General features: G+C 67.3%; 16 protein-coding genes. 12 read left to right on the forward strand and 4 right to left on the reverse strand.

The window, feature by feature from the left end; genetic code table 11:
• Positions 1-56: 56 nt before the first annotated feature.
• From BPODLACK_RS18355 to BPODLACK_RS18375, 5 genes are read left to right on the forward strand one after another with little or no spacing between them, the layout of a single operon-like run.
• Positions 57-1058 carry a ComEA family DNA-binding protein gene (locus BPODLACK_RS18355; protein ID WP_024500500.1) on the forward strand — a complete coding sequence of 334 codons (1002 nt, stop codon included), beginning with the start codon at positions 57-59 and terminating at the stop codon, positions 1056-1058.
• 4 nt (positions 1059-1062) lie between these two features.
• Positions 1063-2451 carry a ComEC/Rec2 family competence protein gene (locus tag BPODLACK_RS18360; protein WP_024500499.1) on the forward strand — a complete coding sequence of 463 codons (1389 nt, stop codon included), beginning with the start codon at positions 1063-1065 and terminating at the stop codon, positions 2449-2451.
• 59 nt (positions 2452-2510) lie between these two features.
• Positions 2511-3257: a hypothetical protein gene (locus tag BPODLACK_RS18365; RefSeq protein ID WP_024500498.1), complete on the forward strand. Its 747-nt coding sequence runs from the start codon at positions 2511-2513 to the stop codon at positions 3255-3257.
• Positions 3254-4099: a methanethiol S-methyltransferase gene (mddA, locus tag BPODLACK_RS18370; RefSeq protein WP_024500497.1), complete on the forward strand. Its 846-nt coding sequence runs from the start codon at positions 3254-3256 to the stop codon at positions 4097-4099. The genes BPODLACK_RS18365 and mddA overlap by 4 nt, the downstream gene beginning before the upstream one ends.
• 24 nt (positions 4100-4123) lie before the next feature.
• A complete protein-coding gene (locus BPODLACK_RS18375) occupies positions 4124-5680 on the forward strand; it encodes an HD domain-containing phosphohydrolase (RefSeq protein WP_024500496.1) in 1557 nt (518 codons plus the stop codon).
• 4 nt (positions 5681-5684) lie between these two features.
• On the opposite strand, the gene mgtA is transcribed toward BPODLACK_RS18375, so the two are convergent.
• Entirely contained in the window at positions 5685-8309 is a 2625-nt protein-coding gene (gene mgtA / locus BPODLACK_RS18380; protein WP_024500495.1) for a magnesium-translocating P-type ATPase, read from the reverse strand.
• Positions 8310-8497: 188 nt separating this feature from the next.
• On the opposite strand from mgtA, the gene holA reads away from it, so the two are divergent.
• The gene (holA, locus tag BPODLACK_RS18385) at positions 8498-9466 is read left to right on the forward strand and encodes a DNA polymerase III subunit delta (RefSeq protein WP_024500494.1); all 969 of its coding nucleotides are present in this window, start codon (positions 8498-8500) and stop codon (positions 9464-9466) included.
• 224 nt (positions 9467-9690) lie between these two features.
• Here holA and rpsT read toward each other — a convergent pair whose 3' ends face one another.
• Positions 9691-9951 (reverse strand): 30S ribosomal protein S20, encoded by a 261-nt coding sequence (gene rpsT, locus BPODLACK_RS18390; RefSeq protein WP_006434830.1) that lies wholly within the window; start codon positions 9949-9951, stop codon positions 9691-9693.
• Between the two features lie 230 nt (positions 9952-10181).
• Between rpsT and BPODLACK_RS18395 the strand changes: the two genes are divergently transcribed.
• The 4 genes from BPODLACK_RS18395 (at position 10182) to BPODLACK_RS18410 (ending at position 15051) form a co-directional block, all read left to right on the forward strand.
• A complete protein-coding gene (locus BPODLACK_RS18395; RefSeq protein WP_024500493.1) occupies positions 10182-11333 on the forward strand; it encodes a hypothetical protein in 1152 nt (383 codons plus the stop codon).
• A 78-nt stretch (positions 11334-11411) separates the two neighbouring features.
• Positions 11412-13232 (forward strand): circularly permuted type 2 ATP-grasp protein, encoded by a 1821-nt coding sequence (locus tag BPODLACK_RS18400; RefSeq protein WP_024500492.1) that lies wholly within the window; start codon positions 11412-11414, stop codon positions 13230-13232.
• Entirely contained in the window at positions 13229-14206 is a 978-nt protein-coding gene (locus tag BPODLACK_RS18405) for an alpha-E domain-containing protein (protein WP_159405905.1), read from the forward strand. Before BPODLACK_RS18400 ends, BPODLACK_RS18405 begins: the two co-directional genes overlap by 4 nt.
• Positions 14203-15051 carry a transglutaminase family protein gene (locus BPODLACK_RS18410; protein ID WP_159405906.1) on the forward strand — a complete coding sequence of 283 codons (849 nt, stop codon included), beginning with the start codon at positions 14203-14205 and terminating at the stop codon, positions 15049-15051. The genes BPODLACK_RS18405 and BPODLACK_RS18410 overlap by 4 nt, the downstream gene beginning before the upstream one ends.
• Here the strand turns inward: BPODLACK_RS18410 and BPODLACK_RS18415 are convergent.
• Together BPODLACK_RS18415 and BPODLACK_RS18420 are read right to left on the reverse strand one after the other, a co-directional pair.
• A complete protein-coding gene (locus BPODLACK_RS18415) occupies positions 15048-15512 on the reverse strand; it encodes a type II toxin-antitoxin system PemK/MazF family toxin (RefSeq protein WP_024500489.1) in 465 nt (154 codons plus the stop codon). The two genes, BPODLACK_RS18410 and BPODLACK_RS18415, sit on opposite strands and share 4 nt — an antisense overlap.
• A gap of 13 nt (positions 15513-15525) precedes the next feature.
• Positions 15526-16227, reverse strand: a complete 702-nt coding sequence (locus BPODLACK_RS18420; RefSeq protein ID WP_024500488.1) for an alpha/beta hydrolase family protein — start codon at positions 16225-16227, stop codon at positions 15526-15528.
• 50 nt (positions 16228-16277) lie between these two features.
• Here BPODLACK_RS18420 and lepA point away from each other — a divergent pair, with 50 nt between their 5' ends.
• Both lepA and BPODLACK_RS18430 read left to right on the forward strand, forming a co-directional pair.
• Entirely contained in the window at positions 16278-18164 is a 1887-nt protein-coding gene (gene lepA / locus BPODLACK_RS18425; RefSeq protein ID WP_006434838.1) for a translation elongation factor 4, read from the forward strand.
• Positions 18165-20216, forward strand: coding sequence for a M3 family metallopeptidase (locus BPODLACK_RS18430; protein ID WP_024500487.1), 2052 nt, complete (start codon positions 18165-18167; stop codon positions 20214-20216).
• Positions 20217-20227: the final 11 nt, after the last annotated feature.

Genomic DNA, 20227 nt, shown 5'->3' on the forward strand with positions numbered 1-20227 from the left:
TGGTCGGCGTCCACAGCGCACGTGATCGGTTCTGAACACTCCTAGCGTGTGACGCCATGAGCGCATCAGGACGGCGGAATCCGCTGGACCGGTTGGGGCCGGTCGTCGAGCAGCCGGCGCGCCGGGACGATCCACCGCCGGCCGCGGCCGGCTCCGACCCACCGTCGGGTGCCGGTGACCCTGCTGCGGCTGCCGTCGCGGTCGAGGAGCCCGAGCATCCGGGGTGGGGGATCGGTGGGATGCCGACGTGGCTGGATGCGCCGCCGCCCACGTCGCCGACGCGTGGGCGTTTCGACGATGTGCTCGACCCCGACGACGATCGGTCGGGTGAGGACCGGGACGAGGACGAGGATCCCGTTTCGCGCCGACGCTTCGCTGTGGCACCGCCCGCGGCGATCGCGTTGATCGCGGTCGGGGTGATCGCTTGTGTCGTGGCCGGATTCGGACTGTTCCGCGGAACGGATTCCGCACCAGTCGTGGATTTCGGCGTGACGGCCGGTTCGTCGTCGATGCCAAATGCATCGGCGCCTCCGGTCAGCGCGCCACCGAGTACGACGCCGGCCCGGTTGGTGGTGAGCGTCGTCGGACTGGTGAACAAACCCGGACTGGTTCGCCTCGCTCCGGGAGCCAGGGTCGCCGAGGCGATCGACCAGGCCGGTGGGCCACGCAAGGGCGCGGACCTGGTGTCGCTCAACCTCGCTCGGGTTCTGCGCGACGGAGATCAGATCCTCGTCGGTTATGCCGGGGGTGAGGGGCAGATGTCGCTGCGTAGTGCGGTGGTCGGAGCGGAAGGTGGTGTGCCTGCGCCGGGCCCGCCGGACGGCCGGGGAAGTCCGCCATCGGCATCGTCGGCTGCCGAACCGGGCGGTCGGGTCAACCTCAACACGGCGACTGAGGCCGAGCTGGATGCGCTCCCCGGCGTCGGTCCGGTGACGGCGAAGGCGATCCTCGACTGGCGAGAACGCAACGGCCGCTTCACCTCTGTGGACCAGCTCGCCGAAGTCGACGGGATCGGTCCGGCCCGGTTGGCGAAGCTGGCGAACCTCGTGACGGTCTGAGGCGATGGACTTCCGGCTGCTCGTACCGGCGGTGATGGTGTGGTCGGTGACGGCGTGTGGGCTGGTGGCCCCGGTCGGTGTCAGCGTCGGCGTCGCGATCGTCTCGGCGGTGGTGGCCCTCGCCGGGGTGCTGGCGTGCGGTACTCACCGGCTCGGCTGGGAGGCGGTGGGGCTGGTCGTCGTAGGAGCGGGTTTGGCCGCGGCGTGTGCGACATCTCTCTCGCTCCGGCAGGAGGCCCGTGTCGATCATCCGCTGGCGCATGTGTCGGGGAAGGCGACGGTGGTCATGACCCTTCGCAGCGATCCGTTGCCGATCGGACCGAAGGGGCAGGGACGCATCCGCGCGCGCGTCGACGTCGAACAGGTCGGTACCGAGCGGGTCTCGACCGCGCCGGCAGACCTTCGTGGCGAAACGCAGGCATGGTCGGGGTTGCTGCCCGGTCAACGAGTCATCGCCGTCGTGAAGGTGCGGCCACCACCGGACCGAACTCTTGTCGTCGCGTCGCTGACCGCGTCTTCCCCGAAGCTCGTCGGCGGGCCGCCCGTGTATCAGACCGTTGCGGGATCGATCCGGCAACGCCTACAACTGGTAGCGACCCGCGCCCTCGGCCCGGAGGCCGCGGGTCTGCTGCCAGGGCTTGTGCTCGGCGACGAGAGCGGGGTGGACGAGGGACTCCGCGATGACTTCCGGGCCGCGGGCCTGAGTCATCTCACCGCGGTGTCCGGAGCGAACTTCGCGATCGTCTGCGGAGCAGCGCTTCTCATCGTCCGCAGCATCGGGGTGCCGCCGCGCGCCGCGGCGGTCATCGGACTCGTGGTGATCGTCGGGTTCGTGATGCTCGTCCGGCCGACACCCAGCGTGTTGCGCGCGGCGCTGATGGGTGGGGTCGGGGTGTTGGCACTGTTCGCGTCGCGACGCTCGCAGTCGCTGCCGGCTCTGGGGGCCGCAGTGATCGGCGGTCTGCTGTGGTGGCCGGAGTTGGCGCTGCAGCCGGGCTTCGCGCTGTCCGTCGCGGCCACCTGCGCGATCGTGCTGTGGGCGCCGCGGTTGCGGGATCGGCTGCGGGCGTGGCGTTGTCCGACGGGTTTGGCGGAGGTGATCGCGATGGCAGTCACTGCCCAAGTGGTCACCGCGCCGATCGTCGTGCTGGTCGCCGGTCGGTTGTCGGTGGTCGGGATCGTCGCCAACCTGCTCGTCGCGCCCGTCGTCGCGATCATCAGCGTCGTCGGTACCGTTGCGGCGCTCATCGGTGCACTCGGTCCGCCCGACGGCCTCGGTGCCGGGATTGCCGAGTTGCTTGTACGCGCACTCGGGCCGGAACTGTGGTGGATGATCTGGTGCGCCCACACCCTCGGCGGACCGGGATGGGCGAGTGTCGAGGTGTTCGGGTGAGCTGAAGTTGAGGCCGATGCCCCACGCGGGTGAGGCGTATGGCGGACGACTCTGGGGTCATGAACACACAAACACCCCGAGAGGTCGTCACCGAAGTTCGCGCTCACCCGCAACTCGCTGACGGCGACGATGAACGTTTCGCCGGATACGGCGTCATGGGCCTGCCGTTCAGGTCGGGCCACTATCTGGCTCTGCGTGACATGGTCGCCAGTTCCATCGGTCCGGCGTACCGGTCCGTATGGCACCGAGATCCGAACGGACACTGGACGATCTATACGACAACAGAACCTGGGCGGAGCTGCCCGCGGTATTTCGATGCGGGCGCGACGACCCGTCAGGTTCCGGCGATCGATGTCGGGTGGACCGATGACCATACGTTCGAGGTGACACTCGGCAACACCCTCACCTGGCAGGTCGAGCTGACCTCGTCACCCACGACGCGCCTGATGACTGCGCTGAGCGGTGCGACGCCCGCAGCAGCGTGGCGCAGCCGGGCGGTGCTGCACGCGGTGGGACCGATGGCAACCATCATGCTGCGCGCCGGCCGAGTCCGGATGTGCGCACGAACCCCCAACGGGCCCGAGTTCCGGGGAACACCTCTGTACATCTGGCGCGTCGCCGACAGCCGGGCATCGCTCCACGGCGAGACTCTCGGCGCTCCCGGACCACTCGACGAGCAGATCCGGATCGGCGACATCCCGCTTCCGCAACGCGGTCTGTTCTTCGTCGGCCGATCGGCTTTCGACACACCCGAACCCACCGACAACACCCAGCATCATCTCACCGACATGGGAGTACAGACATGACCACTAGAGACGCCCCTTCGTCAGCAGAAACCGCCCCGCCCACAAGCATTCTCACGCGCGTCGGCTACCTCGCCTACGGCCTGGCGGCCTACGTCGCCTTCCTGGTGGTGTTCCTGTGGGCCATCGCCTTCGTCGAGAACGCCTCGATCGTCATCGGAGGCGCGGAGATCGTGCCGCGGACCATCGATCGGGGAGGGCCGTCGGCGTGGGTGGTGACCGCGCTGGCGATCGACCTCGGACTACTGACACTTTTCGCCGCGCAGCACAGCGTCATGGCGCGCGCCGGTCTCAAACAACGGTGGACGAGGATCGTGCCCACCCCGATCGAGCGCAGCACCTACGTAGCGGCGGCGACCGCGTGCCTCGCAGCCGTCCTGTGGTGGTGGCATCCGATCACCGCCACCGTGTGGGATGTCTCGGCGCCGGCCGCGCGGACATTCCTCGTCGCCGTGTCGCTGTTCGGGTGGGTTCTGGTTCTCACCTCGACGTTCCTCATCAACCATTTCGACCTGTTCGGTCTGCGGCAGGTGGTCGCCAACGCCAAGGGTCGCACGCTTGAACCGTACCGGTTCATCACGCCGCTCTGGTACGGGATCGTCCGCCATCCGATCTATCTGGGCTTTCTCATCGCGTTCTGGGTGGCCCCGACCATGACCGTCGGGCATCTGCTGTTCGCCTGCGCCACAACCGGTTACGTCCTGTTAGGCATTCACCTCGAGGAACGGGACCTGATCCGCTCGTTCGGGGATGACTACATCGCGTACCGCGGGCGAGTACCGATGCTGCTACCGGGAACCCATGTGCGTCGTTCGGTCCGGTCGCGGGAAGTGTCGGTCGGCTGACGCGGCCGAGCCAGGAGCGCGACAATGAACGCCATGAGCGCGCAGACGGTACTGCCGCGGCGGGTCGAGGTGCTGGCCGGGCTCTCGGTCGCGATCGACCTGGGGCTCGGCCAACCGGTCGAGCACATGCTGCGGTCGGCGGTCATCGCCACGAGGTTGGCGCGGCGGCTCGGCCTCGACCGCTCGGCGCAGGACACCGTCTACTATGCGACGCTCGTGATGTGGATCGGGTGCCACGCCGACTCCGCGGAGTACGCGCGCTGGTTCGGCGACGACATCGCCGTCCGGCGCGATGCCTATCTCGTGGACTGGTCGGGCCTGCCGTATCTGCGCTTCCTCCTCGGCAATCTGGGTCGGGGAGAGTCACTTCCACACCGCATGAAGACCATGGCAGAGCTCTTCCGCGATGCGCGCGGCCAGATCACCACTCTGGTGCACTCCCATTGCCTGTCCGCCGCCGCGCTCGCGGGCCACATCGGTCTCGGAGCCGACGTCGAGCGGGCGATCCTGTACACCTTCGAGAGGTTTGACGGGGGAGGCATGCCGGCCGGCGTCTCCGGCACAGAGATCCCCGTGGAGATGCGGGTGGCGCAACTGGCCGACATGGCCGAAGTCCACCACCGCATGTACGGGTTCGAGGGGGCGATCGCCATGGCGCGCAGCCGCCGGGGCGGACATTTCGACCCCGCCGTCGTCGACGCGTTCGTCATCGATCCGGAGGCGCTGTTCCCCGACGACGCCGACGATCCATGGGACCTGGCGCTGTCCATCGCGCCCGATGCCGAGGTGCGCCTCGACGACGCCGGGCTGGATCGGTTGCTGCTGGCCATCGGCGATTTCGTCGACCTGAAATGTCCCTTCGCGCTGGGACATTCACGTGGTGTCGCCGACCTGGCGGAGGCTGCGGCGGGACATCTGGGTCTCGATCAACAGGAAGTCGACGCGGTCCGTCGCGCGGGTTACCTCCACGACGTCGGACGGATCGGTGTGTCGAGCCGGATCTGGTCGAAATCGGACGATCTGACCTCGGCGGAATGGGAACGCGTACGCATGCACCCGTACCTGACCGACCGCGTCCTGACAAGGATCACCGGTCTCGGTGACGTCGCGAAGATCGCCCGAAGCCATCACGAACACCTCGACGGAACCGGCTACCCGCTGGGACTGACGAGTCAGGCCCTCGGACGACCCGACCGGATTCTCGCGGCGGCGCTCGCCTATCGATCGGCGATCGAGCCGCGACCGTACCGAGAGGCCATGACGACCCGGCAGGCTGCAGATCGTCTGGTGCGACGGGCGGACCGCGGCGAACTGGACACCGACTGCGTCGAGGCCGTTCTCACGGCCGCAGGACAGACGACCGGCCGGACACGACGCACCGATGCCCTCACGCCGCGCGAGAGGGAGATCCTCGGACTCGTCGCGCGAGGGCTGTCCAACCGGGAGATCGCATCGAAGCTCGTGCTCAGCGAGAAGACGGTACGCAACCACGTCGAGCGGACCTACGCCAAGGTCGGCGTGTCCAATCGGGTCGGGGCGAGCCTGTACGCGTTGCAGAACGGGCTGGCGTTCGGCGACTGACGCCCTACCCGGCGCTGAAGCGCGCCGCGCGCCGATGGATCCGGTGTGTGAGACCGCGTTTCCGGACGAATGGCGCCGGGTGTATCGGCTCGCTGTAGAAGAGCAACTTGGCGAGTTCGACGATCACCAGGTAGGCGATGACCAGCAACACCAGGACGAGGAAGAAGCCGATCGGGAGCGTGGTGAAGCCGAGGTCATGGGCCAGCGGCGAGACGGTCAGGCCGATCGCGACGGCTACCACCGCCGCCACCGCGAGCACCAGTGGCACACTCGGCCTGCTGCGCAGGAACGGCACGCGGCGTGTTCGGATGGCGAACACGATCAGCGTCTGGGTTGCGATCGACTCCAGGAACCAGCCGGTGCGGAAGAGTTCCGGGCCGGCATTGAACAGGCCGATCATGATGCCGAACGTCAGGAAGTCGAACATGGAGCTGACCGGTCCGAAGAAGAGCATGAAACGGCGGATGAACGCGATGTCCCAGTGGGATGGTGCGTGCACCTGCTCGTCGTCGACCTTGTCGGTCGGTATCGCCAGCTGGCTGGAGTCGTACAGAAGGTTGTTCAACAGGACCTGGCTGGGCAGCATCGGCAAGAAGGTCAACACCGCGGAGGCGGCCGCGGCACTGAACATGTTGCCGAAGTTGCTCGACGTACCCATCAGGACGTATTTCATGGTGTTGGCGAAGATCCGGCGTCCCTCGGCAACGCCGCCGGCGAGCACGCCCAGATCCTTGTCGAGGAGCAGAATGTCGGCGGCGTCCTTGGCGACATCGGTCGCGGTGTCCACCGAGATCCCCACATCGGCGGAGTGCAGGGCGAGTGCGTCGTTGACGCCGTCGCCGAGGAAACCGACCGATCGCCCGTGTTGCCGAAGGACTTTGACCAGCCGTGACTTCTGTTCGGGCAGGACACGGGCGAAGATGGTGAAACGCTGTGCCGCGTCGGCGAATGCCTCGTCGTCGAGCCCTTCGAGCTCGGCTCCGGTGATCGTGCCGCCGGAGGCCAATCCGAGCTGTGCACAGACGTGCTCAGCGACCAACGGGTTGTCACCGGTCGCGATCTTGACCTCGATCTGGAGCGCGGCCAACTCTCTGAGTGATTCGGTGGCAGCCTGTTTGGGCTTGTCGAGGAAGACGAGGAAGCCTCGTAAGGTCAGGCCGTTCTCGTCGGCCGGATCGATATGCGCCTTGCCGGTCGTCGACGCGGTGGCCACCGCGACGACGCGACCACCCTCGGCGAACAAGCCGGTGAGCGTCTCATCGGCCTCTGGCCCGACGCCGACACATCGCGCCAGAACCTTCTCGGGGGCACCCTTCACGATCAGCAGATGTTCGTCGTTCGGGCCGGCGACGAGCACCGACGTCATGCACCGGGTGTGATCGAACGGTAATGAAGCGAGTCGCTCATATCGCTGCGCCCCGGCCTCCGCGGCACCCGGTGCGGCCCACAGCGCCGAGTCCATTGCGTTGGCGGCGACCACTTGCTCGGTTCCGCCGGTGTATTCCGTCGCCAGCAGTCCGTAGAGGAACGTCTCGCGGCTCGTCGAACCGGACGGGTCGACGGCGTCGACGAAACTGATCCGCCCCTCGGTCAGGGTGCCGGTCTTGTCGGTGAGCAGGATGTCGAGGTCGCCGAGGTCCTCGATGCACACGAGGCGTTTGACGAGCACCTTGCGTTTGGCCAGTTGCCGGGACCCGGAGGCCAGGCTCGTGCTGACGACCGCGGGCAACAGTTGGGGAGTGATGCCCACGGCGATGGCGAGGGCGAACAAGAGGGATTCGAGCAACGGGCGATCGAGGAGCAGATTGATCACGACGATCATGGAGATCAGCACGATCGCGACCCGGAGGAGCAGATTCGAGAACTTGCGCAGACCACGCTGGAAGTCGGTGTCGGGATGGCGTTCGCCGAGTCCCGCGGCGATGTCCCCGAACGCTGTCTTCGCTCCGGTCGCGAACACGACCCCGGTGCCCGTGCCCGCCCGCACGATCGTGCCCATGAACACACAGGTGTCCAGTCCCGAGTCCGTGGCCCCCGCAGAAGTGGCACCCGGAGACGTGGCAGCGCCGGGTGCAGCGTGCTTCTCGACGGCCTCGGACTCGCCGGTGAGCACGCTCTCGTCGCATTCGAGTCCCGTTGCCGATATCAGTCGGACATCGGCGGGGACCACGGCGCCGAGGACCACGTCGACGAGGTCTCCCGGGACGAGTTCGGCGACATCGACCTCGGTCGGCCGGTTGTCGCGCATGACCGTTGCGTGGTGACGCAGATTCGAATGCAGTGCCGCGGTGGCCCGCTCCGCGCGGTACTCGTTGGCGAAACCCAGACCGATGCTCGCGGTGAGGATGACTCCGATGACGACGGCGTCGGTGCTGCTACCGAGGAAGAACGAGATGACTGCGGTGACAGCGAGGAGCACGAGGATCGCACTGCGGAGTTGCCGGCCGAGGACAGCCCAGGCGCTGACGCGGTGGGACCGCACCGCGTTCGGGCCGTACAGGGCAGATCGCCTGGCAGCTTCCTGCGATGTCAGGCCGGCCCGAGATGTCCCGAATTGCGCGAGAACATCGTCGATCTCGGCGGACGCGACGCTCCGCGCGCTCACCACCTCGTCGGGTGTGGTGGTCACCGTGGGTGGATTCCGTTGCGATGGTTGCGCATGACAGTCCTAGGTAAGTGGTGGGGCACCTTGACGAGAAATTATCACCAATCGATTGATTCGGGTGCGTCGGCTTCGGCGGCATCGCAGTCGCCGAATCGTCGTCCGCCCGTGGCAGCGCGCGCCGGGGTGTCGGCCTGATCTGGCACGATGATCACGTGACCGATCGCCTGCACCTGCTTCTCGGAGACGACGACTTTCTCACCGGCCGGGTGATCTCCGCGGTGGCCGAGGCGGCGTCGAAGGAAGCAGGCGCCCCGGTCCCGGTGACCCGTGTGCGTGCCGGCGACGTCAGCGAACACGAACTCGCCGAGTTGCTGAGTCCCTCACTGTTCGCCGAGGAGCGCATCGTCGTCGTCGAGGCTGCCGCCGACGCGGGCAAAGAACCGGCGGCACTCATCGCCGCGACCGCGACGTCGCTGCCCGAGGGCATCACCCTGATGGTGATCCACCACGGTGGGGGACGCGCCAAGTCGATGGTTCCGGCGCTGAAGAAAGCCGGCGCACAGGAGCATGCGACCGCGGCGCCCAAGTGGCCGTCGGACCGGATGACCTTTGTCCGCAACGAGTTCCGATCCCTCGGTGTGAAGGTCAGCGCCGACGTCGTCGAGCAGGTCGTCGAGAGTGTGGGTTCCGAACTGCGTGAACTCGCCGCCGCCTGCGCCCAGCTCGTCGCCGACACCGGCGGCAAGGTCAACCGCGAGACCGTGCAGCTCTACTACCAGGGCCGCTCCGAGGTCACCGGATTCGAGGTCGCCGACAAGGCCGTCACGGGTGACCGGGCCGGTGCGCTCGAGTCACTCGCCTGGGCTCTTCACCACGGTGTGCCCAGGGTGCTGCTGGCCGACGCCCTCGCCGAGGCCGTACATGCCATCGCCCGCATTCGCCCGATGGGTTCGATCGACCACTTCGCCGCGGCGTCGGAACTGGGTATGCCGCCGAACCGGGTCAAGAGCGTGCAGGCCAAGGCCAAGGCCTGGGATTCGGAGTCGATCGCCCGCGCGGTCGGGGTGGTCGCCAAACTCAACGGCGACGTCAAGGGCCAGGCCGCCGACGCCGACTACGCACTGACTCATGCCGTGGCCGCGGTCGCGGATCTCCGGCCGGACGGGCGTCGGCGTAACTGAGGTTTCGACACGGCTCTCGCTGCGCTCGTGGCCGGCTCAACCAGCGAAGGGGAGCGGCTCTCGCTGCGCTCGTGGCCGGCTCAACCAGCGAAGGGGAGCGACCTAACCGGTTGAGAGAACGACGATCACCCCGGCAACCGCGTGGATGCTGCCGGGGTGATCGTACGTATGAGGATATGGCGGCGCGTCGCGCCGAGGCGACCCGGAGGTCGGAGTGGGTCAGCTCAGAGCTTGTTGACCGCGAGAGCGATGGCCGACTTCTTGTTGGCGGCCTGGTTGGCGTGGATGACACCCTTGCTGGCGGCCTTGTCGAGCTTGCGGCTCGCGGCCTGGCCGAGCTCGGCAGCCTTTGCCTTGTCGCCGGCCTCGACGGCCTCGCGGAAGCTACGGATCGAGGTACGCAGCGCCGACTTGACCGACACGTTGCGCTGCCGGTTCTTCTCGTTGGTGCGGTTGCGCTTGATCTGAGACTTGATGTTCGCCACGCGTGTTACCTCTGTCGTTGCTGGTGGATATGACTGTCTGTTCTGGGTCGGGGCGGCGGACCGGGTGGTCCGGGCTCGCCCCGCGCGGTGTCGGCGCGTGAAGTATCTTCACGGCGTCACCGCAACAGCGCACCACATTACCAGCCGGGTTCGGCCAGCCCAAAATCCGTTGCGCGCGCGACGCACGCCGGAAAGAATCACTGTGCGTGAAAGTCTAGGCTCGAGTCATCATGTCCGTCGTTTACGTACACATAGGTCTCCCCAAGACCGGCACCACGCACCTGCAGGATCGACTCTGGCGCAACCGTGACCTGGCATTGCAGACGTCGGGGCTGCTCTATCCGGGCAATGTGATCTCCGATCACTTCCACGCCGCGGTCCACCTCCAGCCGGAGCGCTACCTCGACTGGGCCGACCCGGCCTTCGCCGGCGTGTGGCCCAAGCTGCTCGGGCAGATGCGGGCCTGGCCGCAGACGTCACTGCTGTCCCACGAGCTGTACAGCACCGCAACCAGCGAGCAGATCGAGCGGCTGCTGGCCGATCTGTCGTTCGCCGACGAGGTCCACGTGATCGCCACCGTCCGCGACCTCGGTAGGCAGCTCCCCTCGGTGTGGCAGGAGAACGTCAAGAATCAGCGTCGTGCCTCCTTCGACGAGTTCGTCGACGCGGTGGCTTTCGCGGCGGAGTCGAACTCGGTGGGCGAGACGGCCACCGAGGACGCCGGTCCGCTCGTCGAGGACGAACCGTTCTGGGAGTTCCAGGACCACGTCGGCATCCTCGCCAAATGGGCGAAGTTCGTCGGGCCCGAACGGGTGCACGTGGTGACCGTGCCGCGCGGCCGGCCGGCGACGGGCGACACCCTGTGGGATCGCTTCCTCCGGGTCATGAACGTCGACCCCACACCGCTGAACATCCCGGTGCCGAGTCTCAACAGTTCGTTGTCGGCCGCTCAGGCCGAGTTCCTGCGCGGTCTCAACCAGCGCCTCCAGCCCGAGACCATCGAATGGCGTCGCTACGAACGCATCATCAAGGGACAGCTGATCGGTGAGATCCTGTTCGAAGCGCGGTCGGGCGCGCCGCAGGGGCTGACCGTCGAACATCGGCGGTGGGCCGCTGCCCAGGCGGCCACGATGGTGGAGACGGTGCGCAACGCTGGATACGACGTCGCCGGCGACCTCGCCGACCTCGAGGTGCCCACGGAGGGCGCCGCCGACGCGCCGATGCCGTCGGACCGGGAGGTGCTCGACGTGGCACTGGACACGATCGCGTCGATGGTGCTGGCGGCGCCGCTGCCCAAGGTGGGGCCACCGGTCAAGACCCGCGCGGCCAATGTCCTGCGGCGAGTCAAGCGCCGCGCTCTCGCGATCCGTCGCTCGCGCTGAGCTGCGGTCGCGTGCCTGCGCGACACGGGTGGCCAACCGTCGTGCCGATTACGCGGTTATGCGGCACCATGGCACTTTATGACCCCCGCATCGACAAGTGCGCCCGCCAAGAAGGCGGCGCGTAAGTCCGCATCCGCGAAGACGACGACGTCGAGCTCGTCCGGGAAATCGGCGTCGGGCCGCTCCGGCGCGACGAAGAGTTCGGGATCGGCCGCCAAGCCGACGAAGTCGAGTGGCGAGGGAAACTTCACCGGAAACTTCGGTGGATACGCAAAAGGCCCGTACGGCAAGGCATATGACGAGATGTTCGATGCCGCGGGGGATGTGCGTACGCCCTACCGCGGCATCTACAAGGCGATGGCCGACGAGGACCAGTCCGATGTGGTCGAGGCCCGCGTCGAAGCGCTGGGCCGCGCCTACCTCGACCAGGGCGTGACCTTCTCGCTGTCCGGCAAGGAGCGTCCGTTCCCGTTGGACATTGTGCCGCGCGTGATTTCGGCCGGTGAGTGGAGCAAGCTCGAAGCGGGTATCACCCAGCGTGTGCAGGCGCTCGAGTTGTTCCTCGACGACATCTACGGCGAACAGGAGATCCTGCGCGACGGTGTGTTGCCGAAACGCCTCGTCCACTCGTGTGAGCATTTCCATCGGCAGGCGGCAAACATCCGGCCGCCCAACGGTGTTCGCATCCACGTCGCCGGCATCGACCTGATCCGGGACGAGAACGGCGACTTCCGTGTCCTCGAGGACAATCTGCGCTCGCCGTCGGGTGTGTCGTACGTGCTCGAGAACCGTCGTGCGATGGCACGCGTGTTCCCCGACCTCTTCTCCAAACACCGGGTCCGTGCGGTGGCCGACTATCCGAGCCATCTGCTGCGTGCACTGCGGGCGTCGGCCGCCTTCAACGAGGCCGACCCGAACATCGTCGTGCTGACGCCGGGTGTGGCGAACTCCGCCTACTTCGAGCACTCGCTGCTCGCGCGGCTGATGGGCGTCGAGCTGGTCGAGGGCCGAGATCTCTTCTGCCGCGACAACGTCGTCTACATGCGGACCACGGAGGGCGAACAGCGCGTCGACGTCATCTACCGCCGGATCGACGACGACTTCCTCGATCCGATGCAGTTCCGCCCCGATTCGATGCTGGGTGTCGCCGGACTGCTCAACGCGGCGCGCGCGGGCAACGTGGTCATCTCGAGTGCGGTCGGCAACGGGGTGGGCGACGACAAGCTGATCTACACCTATGTCCCGGAGATCATCCAGTACTACCTCGGGGAGAAGCCCAGCCTGCAGAACGTCGACACCCTGCGCTGCTGGCTCCCCGAGGAATGCGAGGAAGTGCTCGACCGGATCGACGAACTCGTCGTGAAACCCGTTGAGGGATCGGGCGGATACGGCATCGTCTTCGGTCCGGAGGCCACCAAGGCGGAGCTGGACACGCTGGCGCGCAAAGTCCGCAACGATCCGCGCGGCTGGATCGCGCAGCCCGTCGTGCAGTTGTCGACGGTGCCGACGAAGATCGGCGACGAGATCCGCCCGCGTCACGTCGACCTGCGTCCGTTCGCCGTCAACGACGGTGAGTCGGTGTGGGTCCTGCCCGGTGGGCTGACGCGCGTCGCGCTGCCGGAGGGATCGCTGGTGGTGAACTCCAGTCAGGGTGGCGGTTCCAAGGACACCTGGGTGCTGGCCAGCCGGACGTCGGAGGCCGAACGCGAACTGTCCGGGGCGAAGGTGGTCACCTCCAGCGGCGTCGCCGCGGCCCGACCCGCCGACAGCGCCCCCGACCCGGTCCACACACAGACCCAGCAGCAGCAGCAGGGCACGACATCCCGGTCGCAGTCGTCCGGCGGGCAGTGTCAGCAACTCGGCGACATGATCCAGCAGCAGGGCGGTGATCCCCGATGATGTTGGCGCGCAACGCCGAATCCCTCTACTGGATCGGCCGGTACGTGGAACGCGCCGACGACATGGCGCGCATCCTCGACGTCGCGATCCATCAGCTGCTCGAGGACACGACCGTCGACGTCGACCAGCAGGCGCGACTGATCATCCAGGTGCTCGGCCTCGAGGCCCCCGAGACCGACGAGGAACTCGACGTCTGGACGCTGACCGAGCGCGTCGCCTACGACGCCGACGCGGTCGGGTCGATCGTCGACCTGATCCGTGCGGCACGCGAGAATGCACGTGGCGCAAGGGAAGTCACGTCGAGTGAGCTGTGGGAGTGTCTGAACACCACCTACAACGGGCTCGACGCCGCCGAACGCCGCTCGCGTCGACTCGGCCCGCACGAGTTCCTCTCGTATGTGAAGAACCGTGCGGCGATGTTCGCCGGCCTCGCCGACGCGACCCTCAGTCACGACGACGGCTACCGATATCTGCTGCTCGGCCGCTCCGTCGAGCGCGTCGACATGACGATCCGAATGCTGTTGTCGCGCGCAGGGGATCGCACCTCGTCGCCCGCATGGGTCAACGTGCTGGTCTCCGCGGGTGGCCACGACACCTTCCTGCGCACCTACCGCGGCGTCCTCGATGCCGAGAACATCGTCGAGTTCATCCTGCTCGATCGCCTGTTCCCGCGGTCGATCTTCCACGCGCTCAGCGTCGCCGAACGCAATCTGGCGCAGCTCGAGAAGGGGCCCAGCCGTGTCGGCGCGCAGGCCGAGGCCCAACTCCTGCTCGGCCGTGCACGGAGCTCGCTGGAGTTCCTCGAACCCGGCGAACTGCTCGACGGGCTGCAAGAACGGCTCGTCGATCTGCAGGACACCTGCCGGGCCGTCAACGAGGCGGTCACCAAGCAGTACTTCCATGTGTCGCCGTACGTCTCGTGGGCCGACGCCCGCGTCAGCGATGGCCAAGTCATCGAGGAGAGTGAACTGTGAGCTGGCGTCTACGCGTCGTCCATTCCACCGGTTTCGCGTACAACAGTCCCGTCACCTCCTCGTACAACGAGGCGCGGATCACGCCCCGCAGCGACGCCCGGCAGAACGTGATCGTCAATCGTGTCGAGACCGTCCCCGCGACCAGGTCATACCGCTACACCGACTATTGGGGTACGGCGGTCACCGCCTTCGATCTCCATGCGCCGCATGAGGAGCTCGAGGTGTCGGGGATGTCGGTGGTGGAGACCGAGGCCGGGCAGCGTCCGGCCGAGGAAGACCAGGCGACATGGGAGGTCATCACCAGCGAGGCCGTCATGGATCGCTACGACGAGATGCTCTCCAACACCACCTATGTGCCGAAGAACCGGCAGCTGATCTCGGCGGCCAAGAAGGTGGCCAAGGGTCTGACACCCGGGGAGGCCGTCGAGGCGATCTCGCGGTTCGTCCACCAGGAGATGGAGTACGTGCCCGGCACCACCGGTGTGCACACCACCGCCGTCGACGCCTGGAACGAACGCAAGGGCGTCTGCCAGGACTACGCCCATCTCACCCTGGTCATGTTGCGCGGCCTGGGGATTCCCGCCCGCTACGTGTCGGGGTACCTGCACCCGAAGCCGAATGCGGCGATCGACAAGACGGTCGAGGGCCAGAGCCACGCGTGGATCGAGGCGTGGACCGGCGGCTGGTGGGGCTACGACCCGACCAACGACACCCCGATCACCGAACAGCACGTGTCGGTGGGCGTGGGCCGCGACTATGCGGACGTCTCGCCGCTCAAGGGTGTCTACACCGGCGGCGGCGCAACGGATCTCGACGTCGTCGTGGAGATCACCCGGCTGGCCTAACGCCAGCCGAAGCGCGTCCTGAGTTCGTCGGCGACCGCGTCGAAGCGGCGGCGGTCGAGGATGGCGCCCTCACGGCGGATGCCGTCGGCGTCGACGACGAGGACGCGGTCGAGACGAACGAAGCTCGGGCGGTTCTGGGAGTCCCACGTGCCGGTCCCGACGGCGAACCAGTCGTCGTCGTCCCGTCGCCGGGAGCGAAGCGAGCGGGACGAATCCGGGTTGTGGTGGTCCTTGCTCGACAGCATCAGGCCCAGTACGTCGTCGGAGGTCCCGGCGTTGGCGTTGCGACCCACGACGAGAACGGGACGGTCCTTGCCCTGGCTGGGATCGTCCTCGTAGGCGACCCACGTCCACACGATCTCGCCGGGATCGGCGTCGCCGTCGAGTTCGGGGTTGTAGCTGATCGTGCGGGCGACCTCGGCGGTGGGGCGGAGGCGGGAACGGCGGCTGCGGCTCGTCACGCCCCGGATTCTCTCATCCGAGGCCGGCTTCTCCCATCAGGAACTCGTCCACCGCGTCGGCGGTCAGCGCGGCGGTCGGTTTCTTCTTCGGGTTCAGGTCGTGACCGACCTTCTCGAGTTCGACGATCCGCGTCGGCCCGTCGATCAGGCCGATGGCCTCGGCCATCTCCTCGGTGGTTCCGAACGGGTCGGTGCTGCCGTGGACGACGAGGGTCGGCACCGCGATCGACGGCAGGTGTTCGGTGCGCAGCCGGTCGGGCTTGCCCGGTGGGTGCAGCGGATAGGAGCTGAGCAGGAGACCGTCGGCGAGGGCCGGCCCGTCCTCGGCGACGGCCATCGACGCCTGGCGGCCGCCATAGGAGTGACCGCCGACGAACAGCGGGCCGTCGGACTCGGCCCGGAACATCGCGCAGGCGGCGCGGATACCGTCGCGGTCGGCCGGCGACGTCGACGGACTGGGAGGTCCCTTGGGACGGCGGCGACGATAGGGAAGGTCGATCCGGGCGACGACATACCCGCGCGAACTCAGCTCGTCTGCCAGCGCGCGCAGGATGACGGCGGAACGGTTCCCGCCGGCGCCGTGCGCGAGGACGATCGTGGCGCGCGGTGTGCCGTCGGGACGGTGGACGTCGGCGGCGACGTCGTCGGTCTCGACGATGGTGATGGTGGTCCCTGGCTTTTCTGACTCGGCGGACTCGGCTGTCACGGCTGCCACGGTAGCGCCCCGCCATCCGCCTGGGCACCATTCGCGGCGCTCATGAGAACATGGTGGTCAACGCCCGTGTCCATCCTCGAGGAGTAGTTCCAATTCCCACCTTCGCCGACCAGACCTTCACCGACCCGGCGCGCATCCGGAACTTCTGCATCATCGCCCACATCGACCACGGAAAGTCGACGCTGGCCGACCGGATGCTGCAGCTCACCGGCGTGGTGGAAGAGCGCCAGATGCGGGCGCAGTACCTCGACCGCATGGACATCGAGCGTGAGCGCGGTATCACCATCAAGGCGCAGAACGTACGCCTGCCCTGGCAGCTCGACGGTGACGACTACGTCGTACACCTCATCGACACCCCCGGCCACGTCGACTTCACCTACGAGGTGTCGCGTGCGCTCGAGGCGTGTGAGGGTGCGGTGCTGCTCGTCGACGCGGCCCAGGGCATCGAGGCACAGACCCTCGCCAACCTCTATCTGGCGATGGAGAACGACCTCACCATCATCCCGGTGCTCAACAAGATCGACCTGCCCGCGGCCGACCCCGACCGTTACGCGGCCGAGCTCGCCCACATCGTGGGTTGTGAGCCCGAGGACGTCCTGCGGGTGTCGGGCAAGACCGGTGTCGGCGTGTCGGAGCTGCTCGACGAGGTGATCCGCAAGGTGCCGGCACCCGTCGGCGACGCCGACGCCCCGGCGCGAGCCATGATCTTCGACTCGGTCTACGACACCTACCGCGGCGTCGTCACCTACGTCCGTGTGGTCGACGGCAAGATCGTGCCGCGCGAGAAGATCCAGATGATGTCGACCGGGGCCACGCACGAACTGCTCGAGGTGGGCATCGTGTCACCGGAACCGAAGGTCACCCAGGGTCTCGGTGTGGGCGAGGTGGGCTACCTCATCACCGGTGTGAAGGACGTGCGGCAGTCGAAGGTCGGTGACACCGTCACCACCGCCCGCCACGGCGCGACCCAGGCCCTGACCGGCTACCGCGAACCGCGGCCGATGGTCTACTCGGGCCTGTACCCGATGGACGGCTCGGACTATCCGGTGCTGCGTGAGGCGCTGGAGAAGCTGCAGCTCAACGACGCCGCGCTCACCTACGAGCCGGAGACGTCAGTGGCGCTCGGATTCGGATTCCGGTGCGGCTTCCTCGGTCTGCTCCACATGGAGATCACCCGCGAACGTCTCGAGCGCGAGTTCAACCTGGACCTCATCTCGACCGCTCCCAACGTGGTGTACCGCGTGGTGATGGAGGACGGCTCCGAGCACGTCGTCACCAACCCGTCGGACTGGCCGGAGGGCAAGACCCGCCACATCTACGAGCCGGTCGTGAAGACCACCGTGATCGCGCCGAGCGAGTTCATCGGCGCCATCATGGAGTTGTGCCAATCGCGCCGCGGCGAGCTCGGCGGCATGGACTACCTCTCCGAGACCCGCGTAGAACTCCGCTACACACTGCCCATGGCGGAGATCATCTTCGACTTCTTCGACTCGCTGAAGTCGCGGACCCGCGGTTACGCCTCGCTCGACTACGAGGAGGCGGGCGAGCAGGAAGCGGACCTGGTGAAGGTCGACATCCTGCTGCAGGGTGAGGCCGTCGACGCGTTCAGCGCGATCGTCCACCGCGACGCCGCCTACGCCTACGGCAACCGGATGGCGCTCAAGCTCCGGGAACTCATCCCGCGCCAGCAGTTCGAGGTTCCGATCCAGGCGGCCATCGGCTCGAAGATCATTGCGCGCGAGAACATCCGGGCGATCCGCAAGGACGTGCTCGCGAAGTGCTACGGCGGCGACATCAGCCGTAAGCGCAAACTGCTCGAGAAGCAGAAGGAAGGCAAGAAGCGGATGAAGACGATCGGCCGTGTCGACGTCCCGCAGGAGGCGTTCGTCGCGGCGCTCTCCACCGATGCAGCAGGTGACAAACCGAAGGGCAAATAGATGACGGGGCAGGACAGCGCAACCAATCCGGTACTGGCACAGAGCGATCTGCCCTACGAGCTGCCGGACTTCGCGTCGATCTCCGACGACGACTTTCTGCCCGCGTTCACCGCGGCGATGGCGTCGCACCTCGCCGAGGTCGAGGCCGTCGCGGGCGACCCCGCGGAGCCGACGTTCGCCAACACCGTCGAGGCGCTGGAGTTGTCGGGCCGTGACCTGGCTCGCGCGTCGGGGATCTTCTTCAACCTCGTCGGCCCCGACACCAACCCCAAGCGCAACGAGATCTCCCAAGAACTCTCGACGCTGCTCACCGATCACGGCAACACCATCGCGATGAATCCGGTTCTGTTCGGCCGGATCTCGGAGCTCGCCTCCCGTGCCGACGAACTCGACCTGACCGAGCCGCAGCGTCGTCTCCTCGACAAGCGGTACCGCGAGTCGGTGCGCGCCGGCGCCGGTCTGCCCGCGGCGGAGCAGGAGGAGATGCGTCAGATCGCCTCTCGGCTGGCGTATCTCACGACCACGTTCTCGCAGAAGATCCTCGACGACACCAACGAGTCGGCGGTGCTCGTCGACGACGCGGCCGACCTCGACGGGTTGTCCGCAGGCCAGATCACGGCCGCCCGACGAGCGGCCGCCGATGCCGGTCACGACAGCGGATACCTGATCACCCTGGAACTGCCGACCAGTCAGTCCGTGCTCACCGAGCTGACGAACCCCGCTCTGCGTCAGCGGGTCTTCGATGCGTCGGTGAACCGCTGCTCGCGCGGCAACGACCACGACACCCGTGACCTCGTCCTCGAGATCGTGCGTCTGCGTGCCCGCCGCGCCGAGCTCCTCGGTTACCGCGACCATGCCGAGTTCGTGATCGCCGAGCAGACCGCACCCGACCCGTCGGCGGTCGACGACCTGCTCCGTGAGCTGAACGAGTCCGCGATGCGTGCCGGTGGTCGGGAACTGACGCGGCTCACCGAGTTCGCCGGCGACGTCGAGATCGGTCCCGCCGACCTGACCTTCTGGCTCGAGCGCGAGAAGCAGGCCAGATCGTCGGTTCCGCTCGACGGTTTCGCCGACTACTGCGAACTCGACACCGTGCTCACGCGGGGCGTCTTCCACGCCGCGAACAAGCTGTACGGCCTGCAGTTCGTCGAACGGACCGGCCTGCCCGTCTATCACCCCGACGTGCGCGTGTGGGAGGTGCGGGACGACGCAGGCACCGGCATCGGCCTGTTCCTCGGTGACTTCTACGCGCGGCCGTCGAAGCGCGGCGGCGCCTGGATGAACAACATCGTCGACCAGTCGTCGGTGTTGCAGACCCAGCCGATCATCGTGAACGTCCTGAACCTGACGAAACCCGATGAGGGACAGCCTTGTCTGCTCAGCATCGATCAGCTCACGACCCTGTTCCACGAGTTCGGACACGCACTGCACGGTCTGCTGTCGTCGGTGGAGTACCCGTCGCAGTCGGGGACATCCGTGCCGCGCGACTTCGTCGAGTTCCCCTCTCAGGTCAACGAGATGTGGGCGCTGCATCCGGAGGTGCTCGCCAATTACGCGCTGCACCACGCGACCGGTGAACCGATCCCGGCCGAGCTGGCCGCTGCCGCACGCGAATCCGCGGGCGCCGAGACCGCACACGGGACCATCGAGTACCTTGCGGCGTCGTCGCTGGACCTGGCCTGGCACCGGCTGACGGTCGAGGAGGCCGCTGCTGTCACCGATGTCGAGGCCTTCGAGGCCAAGGCGCTCACCGAGGTGGGTCTGCAGACCGATCTGATCCCGCCCCGCTATCGCAGCGCCTACTTCAACCACGTTTTCGGCGGCGGATACTCGGCCGGTTACTACAGCTACATCTGGTCGGAGGTCCTCGACGCCGAGACCGAACAGTGGTTCCTCGCCTCGGGCGGCCTGGAGCGCGAGAACGGCCGGCGGTTCGCCGAGGCGACGCTGTCGCGCGGCGACAGCGTCGACCCGCTCGTGTCGCACGAGACGCTGATCGGCCGCAAGCCGCAGATCGAGCCGCTGCTGCGTCGTCGTGGCCTCGCGGCCTGAGTCGGGGCCGA

It is taken from the genome of Gordonia sp. YY1 (assembly GCF_009872315.1).
GTDB classification, from domain to species: Bacteria; Actinomycetota; Actinomycetes; order Mycobacteriales; family Mycobacteriaceae; genus Gordonia; species Gordonia amicalis.